This is a genomic window from Paenibacillus sp. 1-8 (assembly GCF_056316205.1).
The window spans coordinates 427,501-446,530 of the sequence record NZ_CM149995.1 but is presented as its reverse complement, the minus strand read 5'-3'; the positions used below and the strand labels follow the sequence as shown (position 1 = coordinate 446,530).

Annotated in this window: 15 protein-coding genes and 2 rRNA genes (1 of these 17 cut by a window edge); 4 read left to right on the top strand and 13 right to left on the bottom strand. The window is 48.8% G+C overall.

Features of this window, described 5'->3' with window-relative positions:
• Nucleotides 1-90: 90 nt before the first annotated feature.
• Both mutY and acpS read right to left on the bottom strand, forming a co-directional pair.
• Nucleotides 91-1,329, bottom strand: coding sequence for an A/G-specific adenine glycosylase (gene mutY / locus AC0WRU_RS01960; RefSeq protein ID WP_476127012.1), 1,239 nt, complete (start codon nt 1,327-1,329; stop codon nt 91-93).
• 4 nt (nt 1,330-1,333) lie between these two features.
• On the bottom strand, nt 1,334-1,738 hold the full coding sequence (acpS, locus tag AC0WRU_RS01955) for a holo-ACP synthase (protein WP_476127011.1): 405 nt from the start codon (nt 1,736-1,738) through the stop codon (nt 1,334-1,336).
• Nucleotides 1,739-1,915: 177 nt separating this feature from the next.
• On the opposite strand from acpS, the gene AC0WRU_RS01950 reads away from it, so the two are divergent.
• A complete protein-coding gene (locus tag AC0WRU_RS01950; RefSeq protein WP_476127010.1) occupies nt 1,916-2,743 on the top strand; it encodes an alpha/beta hydrolase family protein in 828 nt (275 codons plus the stop codon).
• An 85-nt stretch (nt 2,744-2,828) separates the two neighbouring features.
• On the opposite strand, the gene nadE is transcribed toward AC0WRU_RS01950, so the two are convergent.
• The 3 genes from nadE to AC0WRU_RS01935 form a co-directional block, all read right to left on the bottom strand.
• Entirely contained in the window at nt 2,829-3,638 is an 810-nt protein-coding gene (gene nadE / locus AC0WRU_RS01945; protein WP_476127009.1) for an ammonia-dependent NAD(+) synthetase, read from the bottom strand.
• A gap of 102 nt (nt 3,639-3,740) precedes the next feature.
• The gene (locus AC0WRU_RS01940; protein WP_025686028.1) at nt 3,741-4,175 is read right to left on the bottom strand and encodes a BrxA/BrxB family bacilliredoxin; all 435 of its coding nucleotides are present in this window, start codon (nt 4,173-4,175) and stop codon (nt 3,741-3,743) included.
• Nucleotides 4,176-4,317: 142 nt separating this feature from the next.
• On the bottom strand, nt 4,318-6,057 hold the full coding sequence (locus AC0WRU_RS01935; protein WP_476127007.1) for a two-component system sensor histidine kinase NtrB: 1,740 nt from the start codon (nt 6,055-6,057) through the stop codon (nt 4,318-4,320).
• 300 nt (nt 6,058-6,357) lie between these two features.
• Between AC0WRU_RS01935 and AC0WRU_RS01930 the strand changes: the two genes are divergently transcribed.
• Entirely contained in the window at nt 6,358-7,617 is a 1,260-nt protein-coding gene (locus AC0WRU_RS01930) for a BaiN/RdsA family NAD(P)/FAD-dependent oxidoreductase (protein ID WP_476127006.1), read from the top strand.
• Nucleotides 7,618-7,883: 266 nt separating this feature from the next.
• Here AC0WRU_RS01930 and AC0WRU_RS01925 read toward each other — a convergent pair whose 3' ends face one another.
• Nucleotides 7,884-9,554 (bottom strand): ribonuclease J, encoded by a 1,671-nt coding sequence (locus tag AC0WRU_RS01925; protein WP_476128539.1) that lies wholly within the window; start codon nt 9,552-9,554, stop codon nt 7,884-7,886.
• A gap of 431 nt (nt 9,555-9,985) precedes the next feature.
• Here AC0WRU_RS01925 and AC0WRU_RS01920 point away from each other — a divergent pair, with 431 nt between their 5' ends.
• On the top strand, nt 9,986-10,618 hold the full coding sequence (locus tag AC0WRU_RS01920; RefSeq protein WP_476128538.1) for a LysE family transporter: 633 nt from the start codon (nt 9,986-9,988) through the stop codon (nt 10,616-10,618).
• A 19-nt stretch (nt 10,619-10,637) separates the two neighbouring features.
• Here AC0WRU_RS01920 and AC0WRU_RS01915 read toward each other — a convergent pair whose 3' ends face one another.
• The 4 genes from AC0WRU_RS01915 to AC0WRU_RS01900 all read right to left on the bottom strand — a co-directional run bounded on the left by AC0WRU_RS01915 (nt 10,638) and on the right by AC0WRU_RS01900 (nt 13,324).
• On the bottom strand, nt 10,638-11,978 hold the full coding sequence (locus AC0WRU_RS01915) for an amino acid permease (protein WP_476127004.1): 1,341 nt from the start codon (nt 11,976-11,978) through the stop codon (nt 10,638-10,640).
• A gap of 212 nt (nt 11,979-12,190) precedes the next feature.
• Complete coding sequence (locus AC0WRU_RS01910) at nt 12,191-12,490, bottom strand: spore coat protein (protein ID WP_476127003.1); 300 nt, start codon at nt 12,488-12,490, stop codon at nt 12,191-12,193.
• Nucleotides 12,491-12,507: 17 nt separating this feature from the next.
• Complete coding sequence (locus tag AC0WRU_RS01905; RefSeq protein ID WP_025686022.1) at nt 12,508-12,693, bottom strand: hypothetical protein; 186 nt, start codon at nt 12,691-12,693, stop codon at nt 12,508-12,510.
• A gap of 196 nt (nt 12,694-12,889) precedes the next feature.
• Nucleotides 12,890-13,324, bottom strand: coding sequence for a hypothetical protein (locus AC0WRU_RS01900; RefSeq protein ID WP_476127001.1), 435 nt, complete (start codon nt 13,322-13,324; stop codon nt 12,890-12,892).
• 277 nt (nt 13,325-13,601) lie between these two features.
• On the opposite strand from AC0WRU_RS01900, the gene AC0WRU_RS01895 reads away from it, so the two are divergent.
• Nucleotides 13,602-14,066 carry a MarR family winged helix-turn-helix transcriptional regulator gene (locus AC0WRU_RS01895; protein ID WP_025686020.1) on the top strand — a complete coding sequence of 155 codons (465 nt, stop codon included), beginning with the start codon at nt 13,602-13,604 and terminating at the stop codon, nt 14,064-14,066.
• Between the two features lie 157 nt (nt 14,067-14,223).
• On the opposite strand, the gene ltrA is transcribed toward AC0WRU_RS01895, so the two are convergent.
• The 3 genes from ltrA to AC0WRU_RS01880 all read right to left on the bottom strand — a co-directional run.
• Entirely contained in the window at nt 14,224-15,456 is a 1,233-nt protein-coding gene (ltrA, locus tag AC0WRU_RS01890; RefSeq protein WP_476128537.1) for a group II intron reverse transcriptase/maturase, read from the bottom strand.
• 617 nt (nt 15,457-16,073) lie between these two features.
• Nucleotides 16,074-16,190 (bottom strand): 5S ribosomal RNA (gene rrf, locus AC0WRU_RS01885).
• A 154-nt stretch (nt 16,191-16,344) separates the two neighbouring features.
• Nucleotides 16,345-19,030, bottom strand: a 23S ribosomal RNA gene (locus AC0WRU_RS01880); it runs 242 nt beyond the window's last position.

The following is a 19,030-nucleotide window of genomic DNA, read 5'->3' as shown; positions in this document are numbered from 1 at the left end:
CTATACGTATCGTTATTTAAATGAGATGTCGGGCTTAATGAAAAAAGAACACAAAAAAACTGCCGGGACTTCTCCCGACAGCTTGAGGACCTACATCAAGGTCCCTTTTTTCTTTACAAAATATTCAGTGATCAGATCGAGGAACACCTTGGGAAACGCCAAGGTGTCCATATCGGCCTCGCTGATCCAGCGGTACCCCGCAGGCAGCGCCGTGCGCGTGTGCTCCGCCTGCTCTGCCAGCGCAATCAACACCCCCGGCTTCGCTCCGGTGCTGTAGCCTGCCCGCTGCTCGGCAGCCAGCGACTGTCCGCCCGCCTCCCCGACAGGGCTGGCGACCTCTTCACACTGGAACACACGCAGGTTCCAGTGAATGTGGCTAAACGTGTGCTCCGCCTCACGTACAAACCGCACCGGACGCGCGAGCACGCCCTCCGCCAGCAAATGAGCCGCCAGGTGATCCATGGCTGGCTCATCCGGCACCGGACCGTTGTAGCCCTCCGGCCCGACAAGCTCGTGCGGCAGCTCCCACATGCGGGCCAACAGGCCCTTAGCCGGGCGCTGACGCACAAGCAGGCGGCCTGCGTTCGCGCCGCTGCCCTCGATGAGGGCGACGGAACGCGGCTCCAGCCGCGGCGGCTTCGCCTTGGTCTTGACCGGTAGCGTCTCCTCGCGGCCTGCCAATCGGCCCGAGCAATGCTCCATGACCGGGCAGGTCAGGCACTGGGGCGACTTCGGCGTGCAGACTAGCGCACCCAGCTCCATCAACGCCTGATTGAAGTCGGAGGCTCTCCCTTCGGGGATCAGCTCCCGCACCAGACTTTCCATATGTGCTCGCGTGCTGCCCTTCATGATATCCTCTTCAATCAGGAAATAGCGCGACAGCACCCTCATCACATTCCCATCCACAGCAGGCTCCGGTCGATTGAAGGCAATGCTCATAATCGCTCCCGTCGTATAGGGGCCTACGCCTTTCAGAGCGGCGACAGCCTGCGTATCATCCGGCACTTCCCCGCCGTGAAGCTCAACCACTTGTTTCGCTGCCGTTTGCAAATTCCGGGCCCGTGAATAATAACCTAGCCCTTCCCATAGCTTCAGCACATCCTCCTCGGGCGCTTCCGCCAGCGCCTCAATCGTCGGAAAGCGTGCAATAAAGCGGTTAAAATACGGAATCACCGTATCAACACGCGTCTGCTGGAGCATAATTTCTGAAATCCAGATGTAAAAAGGATTCCGGTGGCGGCGCCACGGCAAATCCCGCTTGCTTCGTGTATACCAATTCAGCAGCTCGAAGCTGAAATAACGTTTTTGTTCCAATGTATGGGTAGTCATCACATCACGTCTCCTTATATTCAACAATCACAAAAGCAGAGGCAATGTTAGGTTGATGTGTAATACTCAAGTGAATGCTGTAATCCGAGCCACTCGCACCCGGCAGCCCCAGTCTATCCCACGCAGGGGCAGATAAATAAACCGCTGGCTTGCCTCCAGGCTCCGGTAAAATATCCATATCGCCGAACCCGATCATCTGCCCGATTCCGCAGCCGAAGGCTTTCGTTATCGCTTCCTTCGCGGCAAAGCGCCCTGCTACAAACTCCACCAGCCTGCCCTTTCGCTCCACAGCAAGGTCGCGTTCAGCCGGGGTCAACACCCGATTTAAAAAAGCATCTGCATGCTTGCCTGCCAATATGTCAGCCATCCGGCTTATTTCCAGCACATCATGTCCAATTCCGTAGATCATTGGGTATTCCCCATCCTTTTATACTTTACTGCACCTATTGTAACAGCGTGTCCACAACATGGCGAGTCACAAGGCCTTAAAAGCAGCACCAAAATATGTTAAAATAAGAGAGGCTTTATGCGAATGTTGATTTAGCTTATATGCCCATTTAAAATCCCCGTAGAAAGGAAGGATAGGATGTCAGAATCACTCGTTATTGAAGCAGGTACGGAAGCAGGAACAGATGCGGTAATCCGGGCTTCCTGGTTTCCCGCCAAAAGTACAGCCAAAAGCTTGCTCGTCATCGCTCATGGCTATAAGGGCTTCAAGGATTGGGGCATGTTCCCCTATATAGCGGAAGCATTGTGCGTGGACAACCATGTCGTAACCTTCAACTTTTCACATAATGGCATAGGTGAGGATCTGACGAATTTTACCGAGCTGGAAAAGTTCGCACGGAACACCTACAGCCGGGAACAAGAGGACTTGGACGTATTGCTGACAAATCTGCGAGCACGCCACGAGTTCAGAGAGCTGCCGTTGTTTCTGTTAGGACACAGTCGAGGTGCGGGAAGCTGCTTCATATACGGTCTGGATCATCCTGTCGAGATATCCGGCGTCATTTCATGGAATGGCGTAACTGACCTGGACCTGTTCACCTTGCCACAAAAAGAAGAAATGCGGACCAAGGGACGCAGCTACGTGCAAAACGCTAGAACCGGACAGCAGCTTCCGCTGGACCTTGTTATTTTGGAAGATATGGAACAGAATCGCCAGCGCTTTGCTATCGTGGACAGGCTTAAAGACAGCCAACTGCCTGCCGTACTCATTCAGGGTACCGATGATTCCAAACGCCTGCGTGAAGGCTCTGCCCTGCTTACCTCGGTTCGTCCTGATATTGAATGGGTGCAAATTCAAGGGGGCAATCATACTTTTAATACCGTTCATCCGTTCAAGGGAAGCAGTCTTCCGCTGGATCAGGCGATTACCGAAACCCGCCGCTTTATTGAATGGATCACTAATTAAGCTACAACCTGTCGCCAAAATAAACGGCGATCCGCCGGGCGGATCGCCGCATTATTTATTTTACAATTCCATAATTGTTCGCTGTTTAAATGCCTGGAATGCTTGTCCGCTTATGCGCTGTGCGTGTGAAGAAGCTTTCCAGCTTTTCACGTGCCGCCGGGTCAATATCCTTGCCTTCCAGATAGTCGCTGTTCGCTTCGTAAGAGATACCCAGTTCTTTTTCATCCGTCTGGCCTTCCCACAATCCCGCTGTAGGCGCTTTGTCCAAAATGGCCTGCGGAACTCCCAGATAGCTCGCCAGCAAACGCACCTGACGTTTGTTCAGCGTGCTGAGCGGCGTAATGTCGACCGCACCATCACCCCATTTGGTATAAAAGCCTGTGATGGCTTCCGAGGCATGATCCGTCCCCACTACGAGCAGATTCAGCTCATTGGCGAGCGCATACTGAACCACCATACGTGTTCTGGCCTTCACATTCCCTCTCACCTGCGGAGTAATGGAACGCTCAAGACCGATATCCTTCAACGAACGCTCTACTTCCACAGCAATCGTGTCCACCGCTTCCTGAATGTTCGTTTCCCCGGCAAATTTCAGGTTGAACGCTTTGGCTACTGCGTAGCTGTGCTCGATATCTTCCTGCTTGCCATACGGCTGGAATACTCCAAGCGTTTTGCACTCTTCGCCTTGCTCCTGCGTCAGCTCATCCGTAGCCTGCTTGCACAAGGCAGCCGCTACGGCACTGTCGATCCCGCCGCTGATGGCGATCAGCAAACCCTTGCTCCCCGTTTTCGTAACATACGTCTTGAGGAAATCCACACGCTTGCGGACCTCAGCCTCTACGTTAATGGTAGGTTGTACTCCCAATTCAGCAATAATCTGTTCCTGCAAACTCATCAGATAAGCACCTCTTTTTTAGGAATTTCCTTCACAAGCCAACATGCAAAAGCCCCGGCAAGTTTCGCAAGCGAAAAATGCGGGGGCATAGCTTGAGCAGTTTTACCGGCAAAAACGGTCAAATGCACTGGTCAAATCAGCAGCGATTTGATCTGCCGAACGGTCCTCCACCTGATGACGCTCGATGAAGTGAACCAGTTCGCCGTCCTTCAACAGCGCGATCGAAGGAGAAGATGGCGGATACGGTGCGAAAAATTCGCGTGCCTTCGCCGTTGCTTCCTTATCCTGACCAGCAAAAACCGTGTACAGGTGATCCGGTGTAATATCATGCTTCAGCGCTTCGGCTACACCCGGACGGCATTGACCTGCGGCACAACCGCATACCGAGTTCACAACGACCAGCACTGTACCTTTGGCATCAGGCAGCTTGGCCTCCACATCTTCCAGAGTACGCAACTCCTGAATTCCGAGACTTGTCAGTTCATCGCGCATCGGCTGAACAGAATCTCTCATATATTGATCAAAAGACATCGACATATTCGTTCACTCCTTTTCGAAAAATCATGTATAGTACGTTGCTTAATTTCATCCTCTGCCGTATTAAAGACATGGACATCTAATCTTTATTATACAATCTTTTTCATGTAATTTGCAAAAATCCGGATATATATTTGTACAATTATTTCTGTATGGAATTTATGGAAGGTGATTCAGAATGATCCCTGTAAGCTGGAATGGTTCTGCGCAATCGAACTCTAAACTGCGTTCCCATTCCTTCCACCGAATCGACGGCAATGGTGCCGTGGTGACGCTCCACAATATTTTGGCACAAGGCCAGGCCCAGACCTGTGCCTTTCGTTTTGGTCGTGTAAAAAGGCTGGAACAGCTTTTCAAGCTGATTTTGCGGAATGCCTGGACCCGTATCCTTCACTTCCAACTCCACAAAATCCCCCTCTTCATGAGTCGAAATCGTCAGCACGCCTTTATCCCCCATAGCCTCCATCGCATTACGCGACAGATTAAGCAGCAATTGCTTCATTTCCTTAGGGTTCAAATGTAGCATGGTGATATGCTCCTCCAGCTTCAGCTCAATCGTCTGCCCTCTCAGGTTGGCATCTGCCCACAATAGAGGAGTGAGTTCACGAATAATGTCATGAAGATGGCATTGCTCCTTCTCAACAATTCGGTTCTGGGCAAGTGACAGGAAATCGTTAATAATTCCGTTCGCCCGATCCAACTCCTCCATCACAATGCGATAGTAATGTCCGAGGGAGTCGGGACTCTTTTCGCGCATGAGCTGTAAAAAACCGCGCACAACCGCCATCGGATTGCGTATTTCATGAGTAATGCCCGCTGCCATCTGTCCGACCAGACTAAGCCTCTCGAAATTACCCAGCTCGCTGCGCAGCGTCTCCAGTTCTGTAATGTCCTGCAAGGCGATAATGACACCAGTCGTTTTACTTACATGTTTATCACGAATGGGAAGGAAGCTTGAGAAAAACACTTTGGGAGGCACATTTATAAAATCAGCACCTGCCTCTCCTTCAAGAGCCCTCGCAACCCGCTCATTGACCACGGGTGCAGTGCCTAAACCAAACAGCGATGTCAAAGGACGACCCACCACCTCAGGCAGCGTAATAAACGGATCGACGTCCCGATAGAGTTCCAGCATCGCTTTGTTCATATGTATAACCCGTTCTTCGCTGTCCAGAGTGACCAGGGCTAACGGCATCAGCTCCATAACTTGACGCAGCTTATCGGCTTCAATTAAATATTTGCTCGTAAACTCAGTCACATCCCGCCGTAACGCTATCTTCTCGAAGGCATTTTGCATCAGACTGACGACCATAAAGCTTGCCAGTACACCTGCTGTAATATTCCACAGCGTCGTAAGGAGATCAGGAATGTATACCCAGACATCCTGTTTGCCCCACAATAGCGGGAATAACGCCTTAAGCAGCATATCAGCCGCAACATAGGCAGAAATCAGAAGTTTTTTGTCCAATAATGTTCCTTTTTGAAAGAACTTGACGTGCAGCAGCATAAAAGGAAAAAGAATATAACTCGTACCCACATACATTGGCGACATTGCCGTAGACTGGGCTATAATCAAAACACTGACCAGCGCAGAAGCGGCAAGAACAAGTGCGGTGCGCCGTCTGCCGTACATGATGCCAACAGCGAGGGGGATAATTCCCAGGTTGGAAGGCAGGCCATAAGGAGACTGATATTGAAAGAGCGAACATAGCAATATGGCCGGCACGCAACACAAGTAAAGGATCCCTTGATTAGATCCGGGAAGTAGATTGCTACCCCAAACCTTTTTCTTATCTCCACAATCCGTTAATATAGAGAAAAAACCCGCCGACATCACGGCAAGGAGAACTTGAAGCACACTTTCCTTCAACGCAATTAACAAGGACTTCTCCCCCTCATCATCTTTCCTTGACGCTGTTAGTTGAATTAAAGCACAGGCTACAATATATTACAATATATGTGTTAAAATCCCGGTATAGAACGACAAAATCTGCGAAACACCAGATAAATACGAAGATGACGGCTTTACGTATTTTCTGGAAATCGAGATGATGACTTTCTATATCTTTATACAAAATACCGCGAAAATGTGTATCTAAGATAACGGTATTACGATATGAAGAAAATCCTGTTACTCCATTTTGGGTTTTCGAAAAATTTTTCTACAAAAAGGAAGAGGTTCATGACATACGACGTTATTGTGATCGGAGGCGGCTCAGCCGGATTAATGGCCGCTGCGGCAGCCAGTGGTGAGGGCGCCAAGGTGCTTTTACTGGAAAAAGGAAATAAACTCGGACGAAAGCTGGGTATTTCCGGTGGGGGGCGCTGCAACGTCACGAATGCAAAAGAGCTGGACGAGCTGATCCGGCACATCCCCGGCAATGGCCGTTTTCTGCACAGTGCGCTGGCGGCCTTTGGCAACCGGGACATCATTGCCTTTTTTGAACAACTGGGAATAGCCTTAAAGGAAGAAGACAACGGGCGTATGTTTCCCGTGACGGATAAGGCCAAAACGGTTGTCGATGCTTTGGTAAACAAGGTTCGTTCTCAAGGAGTGGACATTCGGACAGGAAGTCCCGTACAGGAGGTTCTTTACAAAGAAGGCCACACTGCCGGGGTAAGACTGCGTTCCGGTGAAACCCTTCGCAGCCGCAACGTTATTGTCGCGGTCGGCGGCAAATCTGTTCCGCATACAGGCTCGGAAGGTGACGGCTACGCATGGGCCGAGCAAGCAGGACATACGATCACCGAGTTGTATCCAACAGAGGTTCCATTAACGTCAGGTGAGACGTTTATCCAGACGAAGGAGCTACAAGGTCTATCCTTGCGCGACATCAGCCTGACCGTGTGGAATGCGAAGCAAAAGAAGGTAATCACCCACGAAGGGGACATGATTTTTACACACTTTGGCCTGTCGGGTCCCTCCGCCTTGCGATGCAGTCAGTTTGTCGTGAAAGGGATGAAAAAGGACAAGACCAGCACGGTACTGCTGACTCTGGATTTGCAGCCTCATAAGCATGCTGATGAAGTCTACCGCGAAACACTGGAGCTGGCGGCAGCCGATGCCAAAAAAGCGATTAAAAACGTGCTCAAGCCTTATTTGCCGGAACGCCTGATTCCACTGCTGCTCCAGCAAACCGAGCTGCGTGAGGATTTGACGTACGATCATATTCCGAAGCAGCAATGGCAGGAGTTAGCCCATCGAATCAAGGCATTTCCGATCCGCGTGAACGGTACGCTCTCTCTGAAGGAGGCGTTCGTTACCGGAGGCGGTGTGAATTTGAAGGAAATCAATCCGAAAACAATGGAGTCCAAGCTGATGCCGGGATTGTTTTTTTGCGGCGAGATTTTGGATATTCACGGGTATACGGGCGGCTATAATATTACGGCGGCATTTACCACGGGGCATACGGCGGGTACACAGGCGGCTGTATGCGATTAAGACGCTGCGCGGAGGCTTTGATCTTACGATCGCTGTTGCCACGGGATTCTTTTTAGATTTTAAAAAAATTTGAAGGTTATAATCCCGTGGCAAAGGCGAGTGCTTCGCTTCTCCAGATTCAAATCCTCCGCTACGCTACAAACCGCCATTACATCCGCATTCTTTTGGGAAAGTAAGAGGGAATTAAAAAGACTTAAATCAGTGGTGTTACTGATTTAAGTCTTTTTTTGATTAATAGCGTAACGAGCAAAATCTATGCCATTTTCTTAAACCTCAATAATGATAGGTAAAATCATGGGTCTTCTCTTGGTCTGACTGTAAATAAACCGGCCAACATCATCTTTTAACATCTGCTTAATCAGACCCCACTGACTCATTTCGATTTCTGTTAACTCGTTCACTGTGGACATGATCGTGTCGTGGATCTGATTCATGAGCTCCTCGGAATCCTTAACATATACAAAGCCCCTTGATATGACCTCTGGCGTTGCGAGCATTTGCTTCTCGTTCTTACTCAACGTCATCACAATAATCAGCATTCCGTCTGAAGAAAGCTTTTTACGATCTCGCAGTACAATATTACCTACGTCACCGGTTACCAGCCCGTCTACCAGACTATTGCCAGATGGTACTTTGGGCCCCAGGGATGCCCTTCCCTCTTCGATTTGAATAGTGTCACCATTATGGACGATAAATACATTCTCCATCGGAATCCCCACAGACTCTGCTAGCTGACGATGCTGATACAGCATTCTGAATTCACCATGTATGGGAATCAAATACTGGGGTTTCATCAGGGTAATCATTAATTTTAACTCTTCCTGACTGCCATGACCGGATACGTGCATCCCTGTGGCGCTACCTGATCCATAAATAACCTGTGCACCCAGTACATACAAATTGTCAATCACCTGGGAAAGATTCCGCTCATTCCCGGGTATAGCTCCCGCGGCTATGATGACAGTATCACCAGGTAAAATTTCGATTTTGGGATGCAAGGAATTGGCTAGACGGGACAGTGCGGCCATTGGCTCGCCCTGACTTCCTGTACATAAAACTGCGATTTCTTCTGCGGGAAACCGCTCTGTTTCTCCCGGCTCTATCAACAAGTCCTCAGGCATGTGCAAGAAGCCCAGCTCCTTAGCCACCGATACCACATTTACCATGCTGCGTCCGAGTAAAACCAGTTTACGGCCCGTTTCCACAGCTGCGTCAATGACTTGTTGGACACGGTTCACATTGGAAGCAAACGTGGAGATAAATACTTGCTGCTTTGCTCTGGCGAATGCATCCAGAATATGCCCGCCAACCAAACGTTCTGAAGGAGTAAATCCCGGTCTTTCCGCGTTTGTACTTTCGGAGAGAAGCACTTTAACCCCTTTCTTTCCGATTTCCGCCATTCGATGAAGATCCGGAAAAGGTCCACTGACGGGAGACATATCGAATTTGAAATCCCCAGTATGAACCACATTTCCTTCCGGTGTCTGAAAAAAGATGCCCAGGCAATCCGGGATGCTGTGGACGGTGGTGAAAAAGGATGCCTGGATTGTGCCTATATCGATGGTTGAATTCGCATCTATAAGATGAAGCTCAGCATCTTGTAAAAGGTTATGCTCCTTTAGCTTAATCTTAATCAATTCTATGGTGAGCTTTGTCCCATAAACGGGAATGTTGATCTGCTTCAGCAGATAAGGAATGCCTCCGATGTGATCCTCATGCCCATGGGTCACAATGAGCGCTCTGACTTTGTCCCGATTTTCCAGCAAATAGGTGACATCCGGTACAATGAGGTCAATACCAGGCAAATTTTCATCAGGAAACTTGGAGCCACAATCGATAACGACAATATCCTGATCGTATTGGATAAAATACATGTTTTTCCCGATTTCATTCACACCGCCTAGAGCAGCAATGAGTAATCTATTATCAGCAAGCATCAAGTTTATTTCCTCCTTAGGAAAATGCTATCCATATTATTCATTTTCCCCGCAAACTTATGCACCATACAGGGAAAGAAGTGAACAAAAAAACCTTGTCTCTAAAAGACAGGGGTTCTGTGCTTGATTTATTAGATACCCACCGCAGCCGAAATAGCAGCAAAAATAGCAGCAACCAGCCACAGGATCGGCAATAGCTTGAAAATTACCTTCAGCCACTGTCCAAAGCTGATCCGGGCAATGGCCACCTGCCAGCAGAACTCCACCTGTCGGTGAAATGAGATTGGTTAACCCGTTACCGAATTGGTACGCTGTGACTACTACTCCTACAATATACGCATAAAAAAATGGTCTTACAAATGGGTTTGTCCGAATAAACTAAAATAGACAAAAACATAACATCCAATAGATACTTAAGGAGGAAAAACAGCATTAATACAATTATCGGATATGTTTTTCTTGGTCTGTCACTTTCGGCCCCTATCGGACCGATCAATGCCGCACAGTTGGATCGAGGTATTAAGAATGGGTTTTGGCACGCCTGGTTTATCGGGCTTGGTGCAATAACCGCAGATATAATTTATATGCTGCTAGTCTATTTGGGAATGATCCACCTTCTTAATGCCCCGTTTGTCAAAGCTTTTTTATGGATGTTTGGTTTTTTCGTACTTGTGTATACAGGTATTGAAAGCATTAAAAATGCAGGTGTGATTTCAGAATCCGAATTAAGAGGAAGTGGTAATACATTAACTAACTCATTTGTGTCGGGCTTCCTAATGTCATTATTTAATCCTCTTTCCATCCTTTTCTGGCTTGGCATTTACGGATCAATACTGGCAAACGTCGCTAATACATATCCAGTACAACAGCTATTGATCTATAGCGGAGCCATTATATTAGGCGTACTGCTCTGGGATGTGACCATGGCTGCAGCTTCAAGTATTTTTCGTAGATTTCTAAAAGTTGGTATACTTAAGGCCATCTCATGGCTATCCGGATTATCTCTTATTGGTTTTGGCTTTTATTTTGGTGTACAGGCATTGCAATTACTATTTTTTCACTAATACCTCGGCTTTGACATGATTACTTGGATGCGTTCGTATGCTTTCGACGAACCCGTTGTACAATGAAGTCACATATCGCAATCAACAAGACAAGCAGTAAGCTGATATAAAAACCTGGGCGGCTAAGTTTATGAAAAAAAGATCCGACCACAGCTATAGCTATCAACAATAATCCGATCCAGCGCTTAGTGTTACTTGATTTACTCGACTCCAGTAACTTGCCTGAAGATAGCAAAATAAAGCACCAGTTATACAACAGCATTAAACCCGCTGCAGTTGTGATATATTCATATACTTTTCCCGGCAACAGCAACGACAACACGATTGCTGCGATTAATCCAACGGAGATCAAACTAAGTGCATAAAGAGGATATTTGTCCTTCCACTTCCGTGAAAACAGTGTGGGCGCATCTCCTTCCTGTGCAAGGGTAATCATCATAGAAGTCTCTGCGTATAGAGATGCTGTCATCGTTGAGAACCCTGCAATAATAAGCACTCCGTTAAATAAATGAGGCATAAAGGCCAGATGGTCGCTGCTGAGCGCAAGCACAAAAGGACTTTCCTTCGGATTAAAGGCACTTAATGGTACCATAGACACAGCCAGCCCAATAGAAAGCACATACACCGCAGCCAGCGTAATCAGCATCACTTTTCCGGCTTTGGGTGCTTCCTCTGGATTTTGAAGTCGGTTAGACATAATTCCGAGCACTTCAATACCTCCGTATGCATAAAAGGCAAAGATAAAAGATGACCATAATCCCATGCCACCGGTTGGGAAAAAGTCTTTGTAACTGATGGGGAACTTCGGATTATATTTTCCTCCTCCAATCCAGCCTGCCAAAAGAGCAACCGCTAAGACCAGAAACATAACAATAGCCGCTATCTTAATGATGGCCAGTACATTTTCAACACGATCAAAACCCTTATTGCCAAAAAAAACAATCACAAGCCCTAAGATCCCAAAGCCTGCCGCAAATATCCACATCGGTACTCCAGGGAACCAAAAGCGTGAAAATATAGACAGCGCGGTTAGTTGGCTCCCATTAATAAGCAGCTCCGAGAACCAATATACCCAACCACTGCCGAAGCCTGCCCAATTTCCAAATGCTTTTTGGGCATAGGAACGGAAAGAACCCTGCTCTGGCTGATTTGCTGTCATACGCGAAAGGGCATCAAACACGACATACGTTCCAACCGCTGCCAAAAAGTATGCAATCAGCACGGCTGGGCCACCAATGGAAATCGCTAAGCCGGACCCGAGAAAATATCCTGTTCCAATAGTACCTGCAACCCCTAACAAGGTAAGCTGCCACCATTTTAATTTTTGATCTTTTTGCATACGATCTGAAGACTTACCCATAAAGAGAATCACCCTATTCCTGAATTTGAGACCGAGTTCTCCGTTTTAAGATTGCCGATTTCACCATATTTCATGTAGAGCATGACTTTCTTTATCAATAAAGAAGCACCAGTAAACCCGCTCAAGGTTTACTGGTGCTTTTTAATGCCTAAAACTGTCCAAGGACCCATTTGAGAATAAGTCGTTAATTGGGTTGTGTGAAGCTCAAACTATCAAACTTTGAGTAAAGAAAGGGCCTTGTCTGCATTTTGAATATCCATTTGTATTTGCTGCTCCGGATCATAAGCGTTATAATAACCATTGTTCTTCATGTAATTAAAGATTTGTTCATGAAGATTAACAGCTTTGCTCAATTGGTCATAAAGAACGTTTCGAACTTCCGAGCTGGTTGACTCTGTCAGCGCAAGAGCGTAGTTCTTAATTCCACTTTTAGCCGCAATTAACAAATCAGAAGCAATCACCTGATCCGTCATTCCGTTCATTCCAGTCATGTTTTCAATAATAGAATTCACGTTAATCCTCCTTTAAATTACACCAGCAGATTTTTAAGCTGTTGAATATCTTGTGTGCCGCCATTGACATCCTGCTGCAAAATATTTTTTAAGTTTGTGTCTGATACCAAAGGAATCATGGTTTGACTTTTTGTGAGGCAAGTCGTTTTAAACGTAAGCAGCTCATGTAATTCCAATTTTTCGTGGACTCCTAATTTTTGCAAGGTCAAGACCTCCTTTCTGAAAATTGTTATTCCCTGCTGTCGCCGCTATTTATGCATGACCTAAGCAACACCTAACATTTCACAGAACGCGAGCTCATCCCAAAAAAATGCTATGAATAAAGCTCCTTCAAGACCACGATTTCAATGGTTTTGAAGGAGCTTTTTATTCCAAAATGAGCGGCACTGTAATGGGAAGTCAGATATGGATGCTGCCGGAAAAGCCATCCACTTCATCCTCCGGTTGTTGATCAGAGCTCACGTTATGCTCCTTGATCGTATTGCCATATGTTTGGGAGGAACCATTTTTATATGCTTCACTCCAATCTTCGTTGATGATGTGAGCGGGAATAATCCAATCATCTGGACTATAGCCCGGATTTTGTGCGCCGTCACTTCTCTGCAGACCCGTAATTGCGCCCGAGTTGGAAGTGAGATTCCCTGTCTCAATCATGGCCCCTTCATAGGCTTGGCAAATCTCCAGTGCAGACAGTATATCCTGGTTTTCAATATGAACACTCAAACCTGTATCACCGTTCGTGCTGGCCGAATATCCGACTTCTTCTAATGTTTCACAGGCTTGGACAGCCTTCTGCGGATCACGAAATTGAAAATGGAAGGAACCTGTATCCATGTGCCTCATCTCCTCTGTGGTACCTTATTTGGTAATTTAGGTTCATGCTATTTTTAATATATCCAACCGGGAACATTTTTTTACATTCAAAACCTTTATTTTTCAAAAATTTACTTTAAAGCTTTGAAATTAAATAGTTAAAAAAGCAGCTACTGTGACAAAACGCATGTTTTCCCTACGTAAATCCCTTTATGCTAGTAACAAGGGTATGGTTGCCCGGTCATCCGAGCCGAGCGGTCAAAGGATGCCCAAATCCATACATAAAGGCGGAATGAAGATGATAGATTACCGAACACTGGTGACACAGCAATCCATGCATTTGTATAGCGTGTTTGGCAAGTCATTCAAAAGTGTAAATGAACATGCGGTTGCCGGCATCAAAACGGTGGGCTTTAACCCAACGGCCTTCGCCGTGATGGAAGTTTTATATCACAAGGGCGCGCAGCCGATCCAGCAAATTGGAGCAAAGTTGCTACTGCAAAGCGGAAATGTCACCTATGTTATTGACAAGCTGGAAAACCGTGGTTATTTGCACCGTCACCCGTGCGACCAGGATCGTCGGATTATATATGCAGAATTAACAGACGAGGGACAACGCATCATGGACGAAATTTACCCTGATTACACCCGTCAGATTGAACGCGCCTTTAGCGGAATCAGCGAAACCGAAAGAGATCAACTCATCGGCTTGCTCAAAAAATTGGGCCGCAGCGCTGATAATCTGTCACCATATCACAAATAGAATGAGTAGTAATTTAGAAAATTATCAGCTGTGCTGAACCGAACAAACCTATAGCTAGCTGAAAATAAATTAGATTTAATCGAGTAGGAGGGGGCGGCTAGCCCCCGTCCTCTCACACCACCGTACATGCGGGTCCGCATACGGCGGTTCCAAAAGGTTAACAAAGTTCCAGATAACGAGAAAGTAAACTTTTCAGCCCTTTCGCTTCCCAGTAGGAAGTTGGAAGGGCATTATTCGTATTCCGGGACATTTCCCATGCGCCTCTGCGCGAGTTGGCCATCTTGAAGCAAACCCACTCGGGGACGCCGTGCGCCCGCAGTTCACGGATGCGTGTTCGCACCCGTTTCCACTGCTTCCATAGGCACATTCGCAGTCGTCTCCGAATCCACTGGTCTAATCTCTGAGGGTGCGTCTTTGCCGATGCCAGATGAAAATATCCGATCCAACCCATCATATAGCGGTTGAGTCTCTGTATTCGTTCCTCCATCGAAATCGACCATGTCCGCCTTGTCAGCTCACGTATCTTTTCTTTAAATCCCAAGATCGTCTTTGGCGCCAGACGAATGCTCGCCTGCTTTTGACTTAGAAAACTAAACCCTAGGAACTTTCGGTGCCAGGGCCTTGCGACCGCACTTTTCTCCCGGTTTACTTTCAGTTTTAGCTTTCCTTCTACAAATCTACTGACCGACTCCATGACACGTTCACCTGCGCGCTTGCTCGCCACAAAGATATTGCAGTCATCCGCATAGCGGACGAACCGTAGTCCTCGCCCCGTCAGTTCTTTGTCCAGATCATCCAGCAAGATTTTGGCGAGAAGCGGACTTAAGGGGCCGCCTTGCGGCGTTCCTTCCTCCGTTCGCTCCAGCACTCCATCGGCCATGACTCCGGTGCTTAGATAGGCACGAATGAGTTTCAGGACTCGCTTGTCCGTCACTTTCCGTGCGACCCTCGCCATGAGCATATCGTGATTCACCCCGTCAAAGAATTTTTCAAGGTCTATATCCACGACCCATCTTAGGCCGGTTTGGATATGACGTTGCGCTTGCTTCACCGCGTCGTGTGCTCGTTTTCCCGGTCTGAAGCCGTAGCTGTATCCGCAGAAATAAGGATCGAAGATCGGGTTCATCACTTGCAGAAGCGCTTGCTGGAGAAATCGGTCCATTACGGTCGGGATGCCCAGCAGCCTCACGCCGCCTCCGGATTTGGGGATTTCCACTCGTTTGACAGGCATAGGTCCGTAGGTTCCTTCGAGGAGTTCGGACTTCACCGTTTCCCAGTGTGTTTTCAGGTAAGCTTGTAGCTCGGCTACGGTTACACCATCCACACCAGGGGCTCCTCCGTTCTGGACGACTCGCTTATACCCGAGTCGAGGGTTCTTTCCTTCGAGCATTCGCTCCAGCAGGTCGCTCTGGTCTTCGCGAGAGGAAGGGGCGATTTGTGCCGACGAAGAACTCGGCGCTCCGGCATACTCTTCCAGCTTCACCGTATCCCTTTGCCGTGAGCTCCCTTTCGGGATATTCTGCTGTCGTTGCTCTTCGTGCAAACGCTTCGGTTTCCTCTCTCCTTTCGGTTCGGCCCTTCCGCTTTCCGGCGTCCCGTACTCACATACTATGGCCTCTGCTGACTCCTGCGGATTCAACAGAGCCTTTCGACTCTGGTTACGAAGTTACTTCGCGTATTCCGCAGGCCTCCCCAGATAAGATCGTCATCTTTCTGCCCGCAGCCACTGGAGTTTACAAAGGTAGCCCTTGGCGACTTTGGATTTCGTTGTGTGTTGGCAACTCATCCGGCTAACCCTGCCTCAGATCCAGTTCGTGTTCCTTGGCTCGTGCATTTGCCCCCAGCTTCCTTCAGATTCCACCTCGCGATGGACACCCTTGCTCTTGGCTAACGGTAGACGTTCGCCAGCCCCCGCTCGGGACTTTCACCCTAGAGATGACGCCCATGCTGGGCGTACTACAAAAAAAAGACCACAATCTCAAGGAGATCATGGTCCTTCTTGCTTTTGCTTGGCGACGTCCTACTCTCCCAGGACCCTGCGGTCCAAGTACCATCGGCGCTGGAGGGCTTAACGGTCGTGTTCGGGATGGGTACGTGTGGAACCCCTCCGCTATCGCCACCAAACATGAATTTGCTATGCAAATTCTACCGTATGGTTATCCGGTTCATCACCTATTGTGTGAATGAATAGCCATGCGCTTGTCGTATGTATCTTCTACATACCTTCAAGGTGTTACACCCTGAAAACTGGATCCGAAACTCCATTGCGTCCTATTCTTAGGATAAGCCCTCGACCGATTAGTATTGGTCAGCTCCATGCATTACTGCACTTCCACCCCCAACCTATCTACCTCGTCGTCTTCAAGGGGTCTTACATACTGGGAAATCTCATCTTGAGGGGGGCTTCACGCTTAGATGCTTTCAGCGCTTATCCCTTCCGTACATAGCTACCCAGCGGTGCTCCTGGCGGAACAACTGGTACACCAGCGGTACGTCCATCCCGGTCCTCTCGTACTAAGGACAGCTCCTCTCAAATTTCCTACGCCCACGACAGATAGGGACCGAACTGTCTCACGACGTTCTGAACCCAGCTCGCGTACCGCTTTAATGGGCGAACAGCCCAACCCTTGGGACCTACTTCAGCCCCAGGATGCGATGAGCCGACATCGAGGTGCCAAACCTCCCCGTCGATGTGGACTCTTGGGGGAGATAAGCCTGTTATCCCCAGGGTAGCTTTTATCCGTTGAGCGATGGCCCTTCCATGCGGTACCACCGGATCACTAAGCCCGACTTTCGTCCCTGCTCGACTTGTAGGTCTCGCAGTCAAGCTCCCTTCTGCCTTTGCACTCTTCGAATGATTTCCAACCATTCTGAGGGAACCTTGGGGCGCCTCCGTTACTCTTTAGGAGGCGACCGCCCCAGTCAAACTGCCCACCTGACACTGTCCTCGTACCGGATCACGGTACCAAGTTAGAACCTAGATACGATCAGGGTGGTATCCCAAGGATGCCTCCTCTCAAGCTGGCGCTCAAGTCTCTTAGGCTCCCACCTATCCTGTACAGATCGTACCCAAATTCAATATCAAGCTGCAGTAAAGCTCCATGGGGTCTTTCCGTCTTGTCGCGGGTAACCTGCATCTTCACAGGTATTAAAATTTCACCGGATCTCTCGTTGAGACAGCGCCCAAGTCGTTACGCCATTCGTGCGGGTCAGAATTTACCTGACAAGGAATTTCGCTACCTTAGGACCGTTATAGTTACGGCCGCCGTTTACTGGGGCTTCGGTTCATAGCTTCGCCCCGAAGGACTTACCACTCCCCTTAACCTTCCAGCACCGGGCAGGCGTCAGCCCGTATACTTCGCCTTGCGGCTTCGCACAGACCTGTGTTTTTGCTAAACAGTCGCTTGGGCCTTTTCACTGCGGCCCCCTCGGGCTATTCACCCTACCGAGGCACCCCTTCTCCCGAAGTTACGGGGTCATTTTGCCGAGTTCCTTAACGAGAGTTCTTCCGCGCGCCTTAGAATTCTCTTCTCGCCTACCTGTGTCGGTTTGCGGTACGGGCACCTTCTCCTGGCTAGAGGCTTTTCTTGGCAGTCTGAGATCATGACCTTCGCTACTACAATTTTCGCTCCCCATCACAGCCCAGCCTTACGATGTGCGGATTTGCCTACACATCAGCCTCACTGCTTAGACGGACATCCATCAGTCCGCGTCACTACCCTACTGCGTCACCCCATTGCTCATAACGGATTACGGTGGTACAGGAATTTCGACCTGTTGTCCTTCGACTACGCCTATCGGCCTCGCCTTAGGTCCCGACTTACCCTGAGCGGACGAACCTTCCTCAGGAACCCTTAGGCTTTCGGCGGATCTGATTCTCACAGATCTTTTCGTTACTCATACCGGCATTCTCACTTGAATGCAGTCCAGCGCTCCTTACGGTACACCTTCAACCCGCATTCAACGCTCCCCTACCCCTGATACCTAAATATCAAGCCATAGCTTCGGTGGCGTGTTTAGCCCCGTTACATTTTCGGCGCAGAGTCACTCGACCAGTGAGCTATTACGCACTCTTTCAATGGTGGCTGCTTCTAAGCCAACATCCTGGTTGTCTGTGCAACTCCACATCCTTTCCCACTTAACACACACTTGGGGACCTTAGCTGATGGTCTGGGCTGTTTCCCTTTCGACAATGGATCTTAGCACTCACTGTCTGACTCCCGGAACTAAGTCTATGGCATTCGGAGTTTGACTGAGCTTGGTAACCCTTGCGGGCCCCGCACCCAATCAGTGCTCTACCTCCACGACTCTTATTCCGAGGCTAGCCCTAAAGCTATTTCGGGGAGAACCAGCTATCTCCGGGTTCGATTGGAATTTCTCCGCTACCCCCACCTCATCCCCGCATTTTTCAACATGCGTGGGTTCGGGCCTCCAGTGCGTGTTACCGCACCTTCACCCTGGACAGGGGTAGATCACCCGGTTTCGGGTCTACGTCCACGTACTAAGTCGCCCTATTCAGACTCGCTTTCGCTGCGGCTTCAGCTCTTCACCTTAACCTTGCACGGGAACGTAACTCGCCGGTTCATTCTACAAAAGGCACGCCATCACCCATAGATCGGGCTCTGACTTCTTGTAAGCACACGGTTTCAGGATCTATTTCACTCCCCTTCCGGGGTGCTTTTCACCTTTCCCTCACGGTACTGCTTCACTATCGGTCGCCAGGGAGTATTTAGCCTTGGCAGATGGTCCTGCCGGATTCATACGGGGTTTCACGTGCCCCGCACTACTCGGGATCCGTCTCGGAGGGAACAGGTTTTGAATTACAGGGCTTTTACCTTCTCTGGCGGGCCTTTCCAGACCTCTTCATCTAACCGATTCCTTTGTAACTCCATGTGAGACGTCCCACAACCCCAAGGAGCAAGCTCCTTGGTTTGGGCTAATCCGCGTTCGCTCGCCGCTACTGA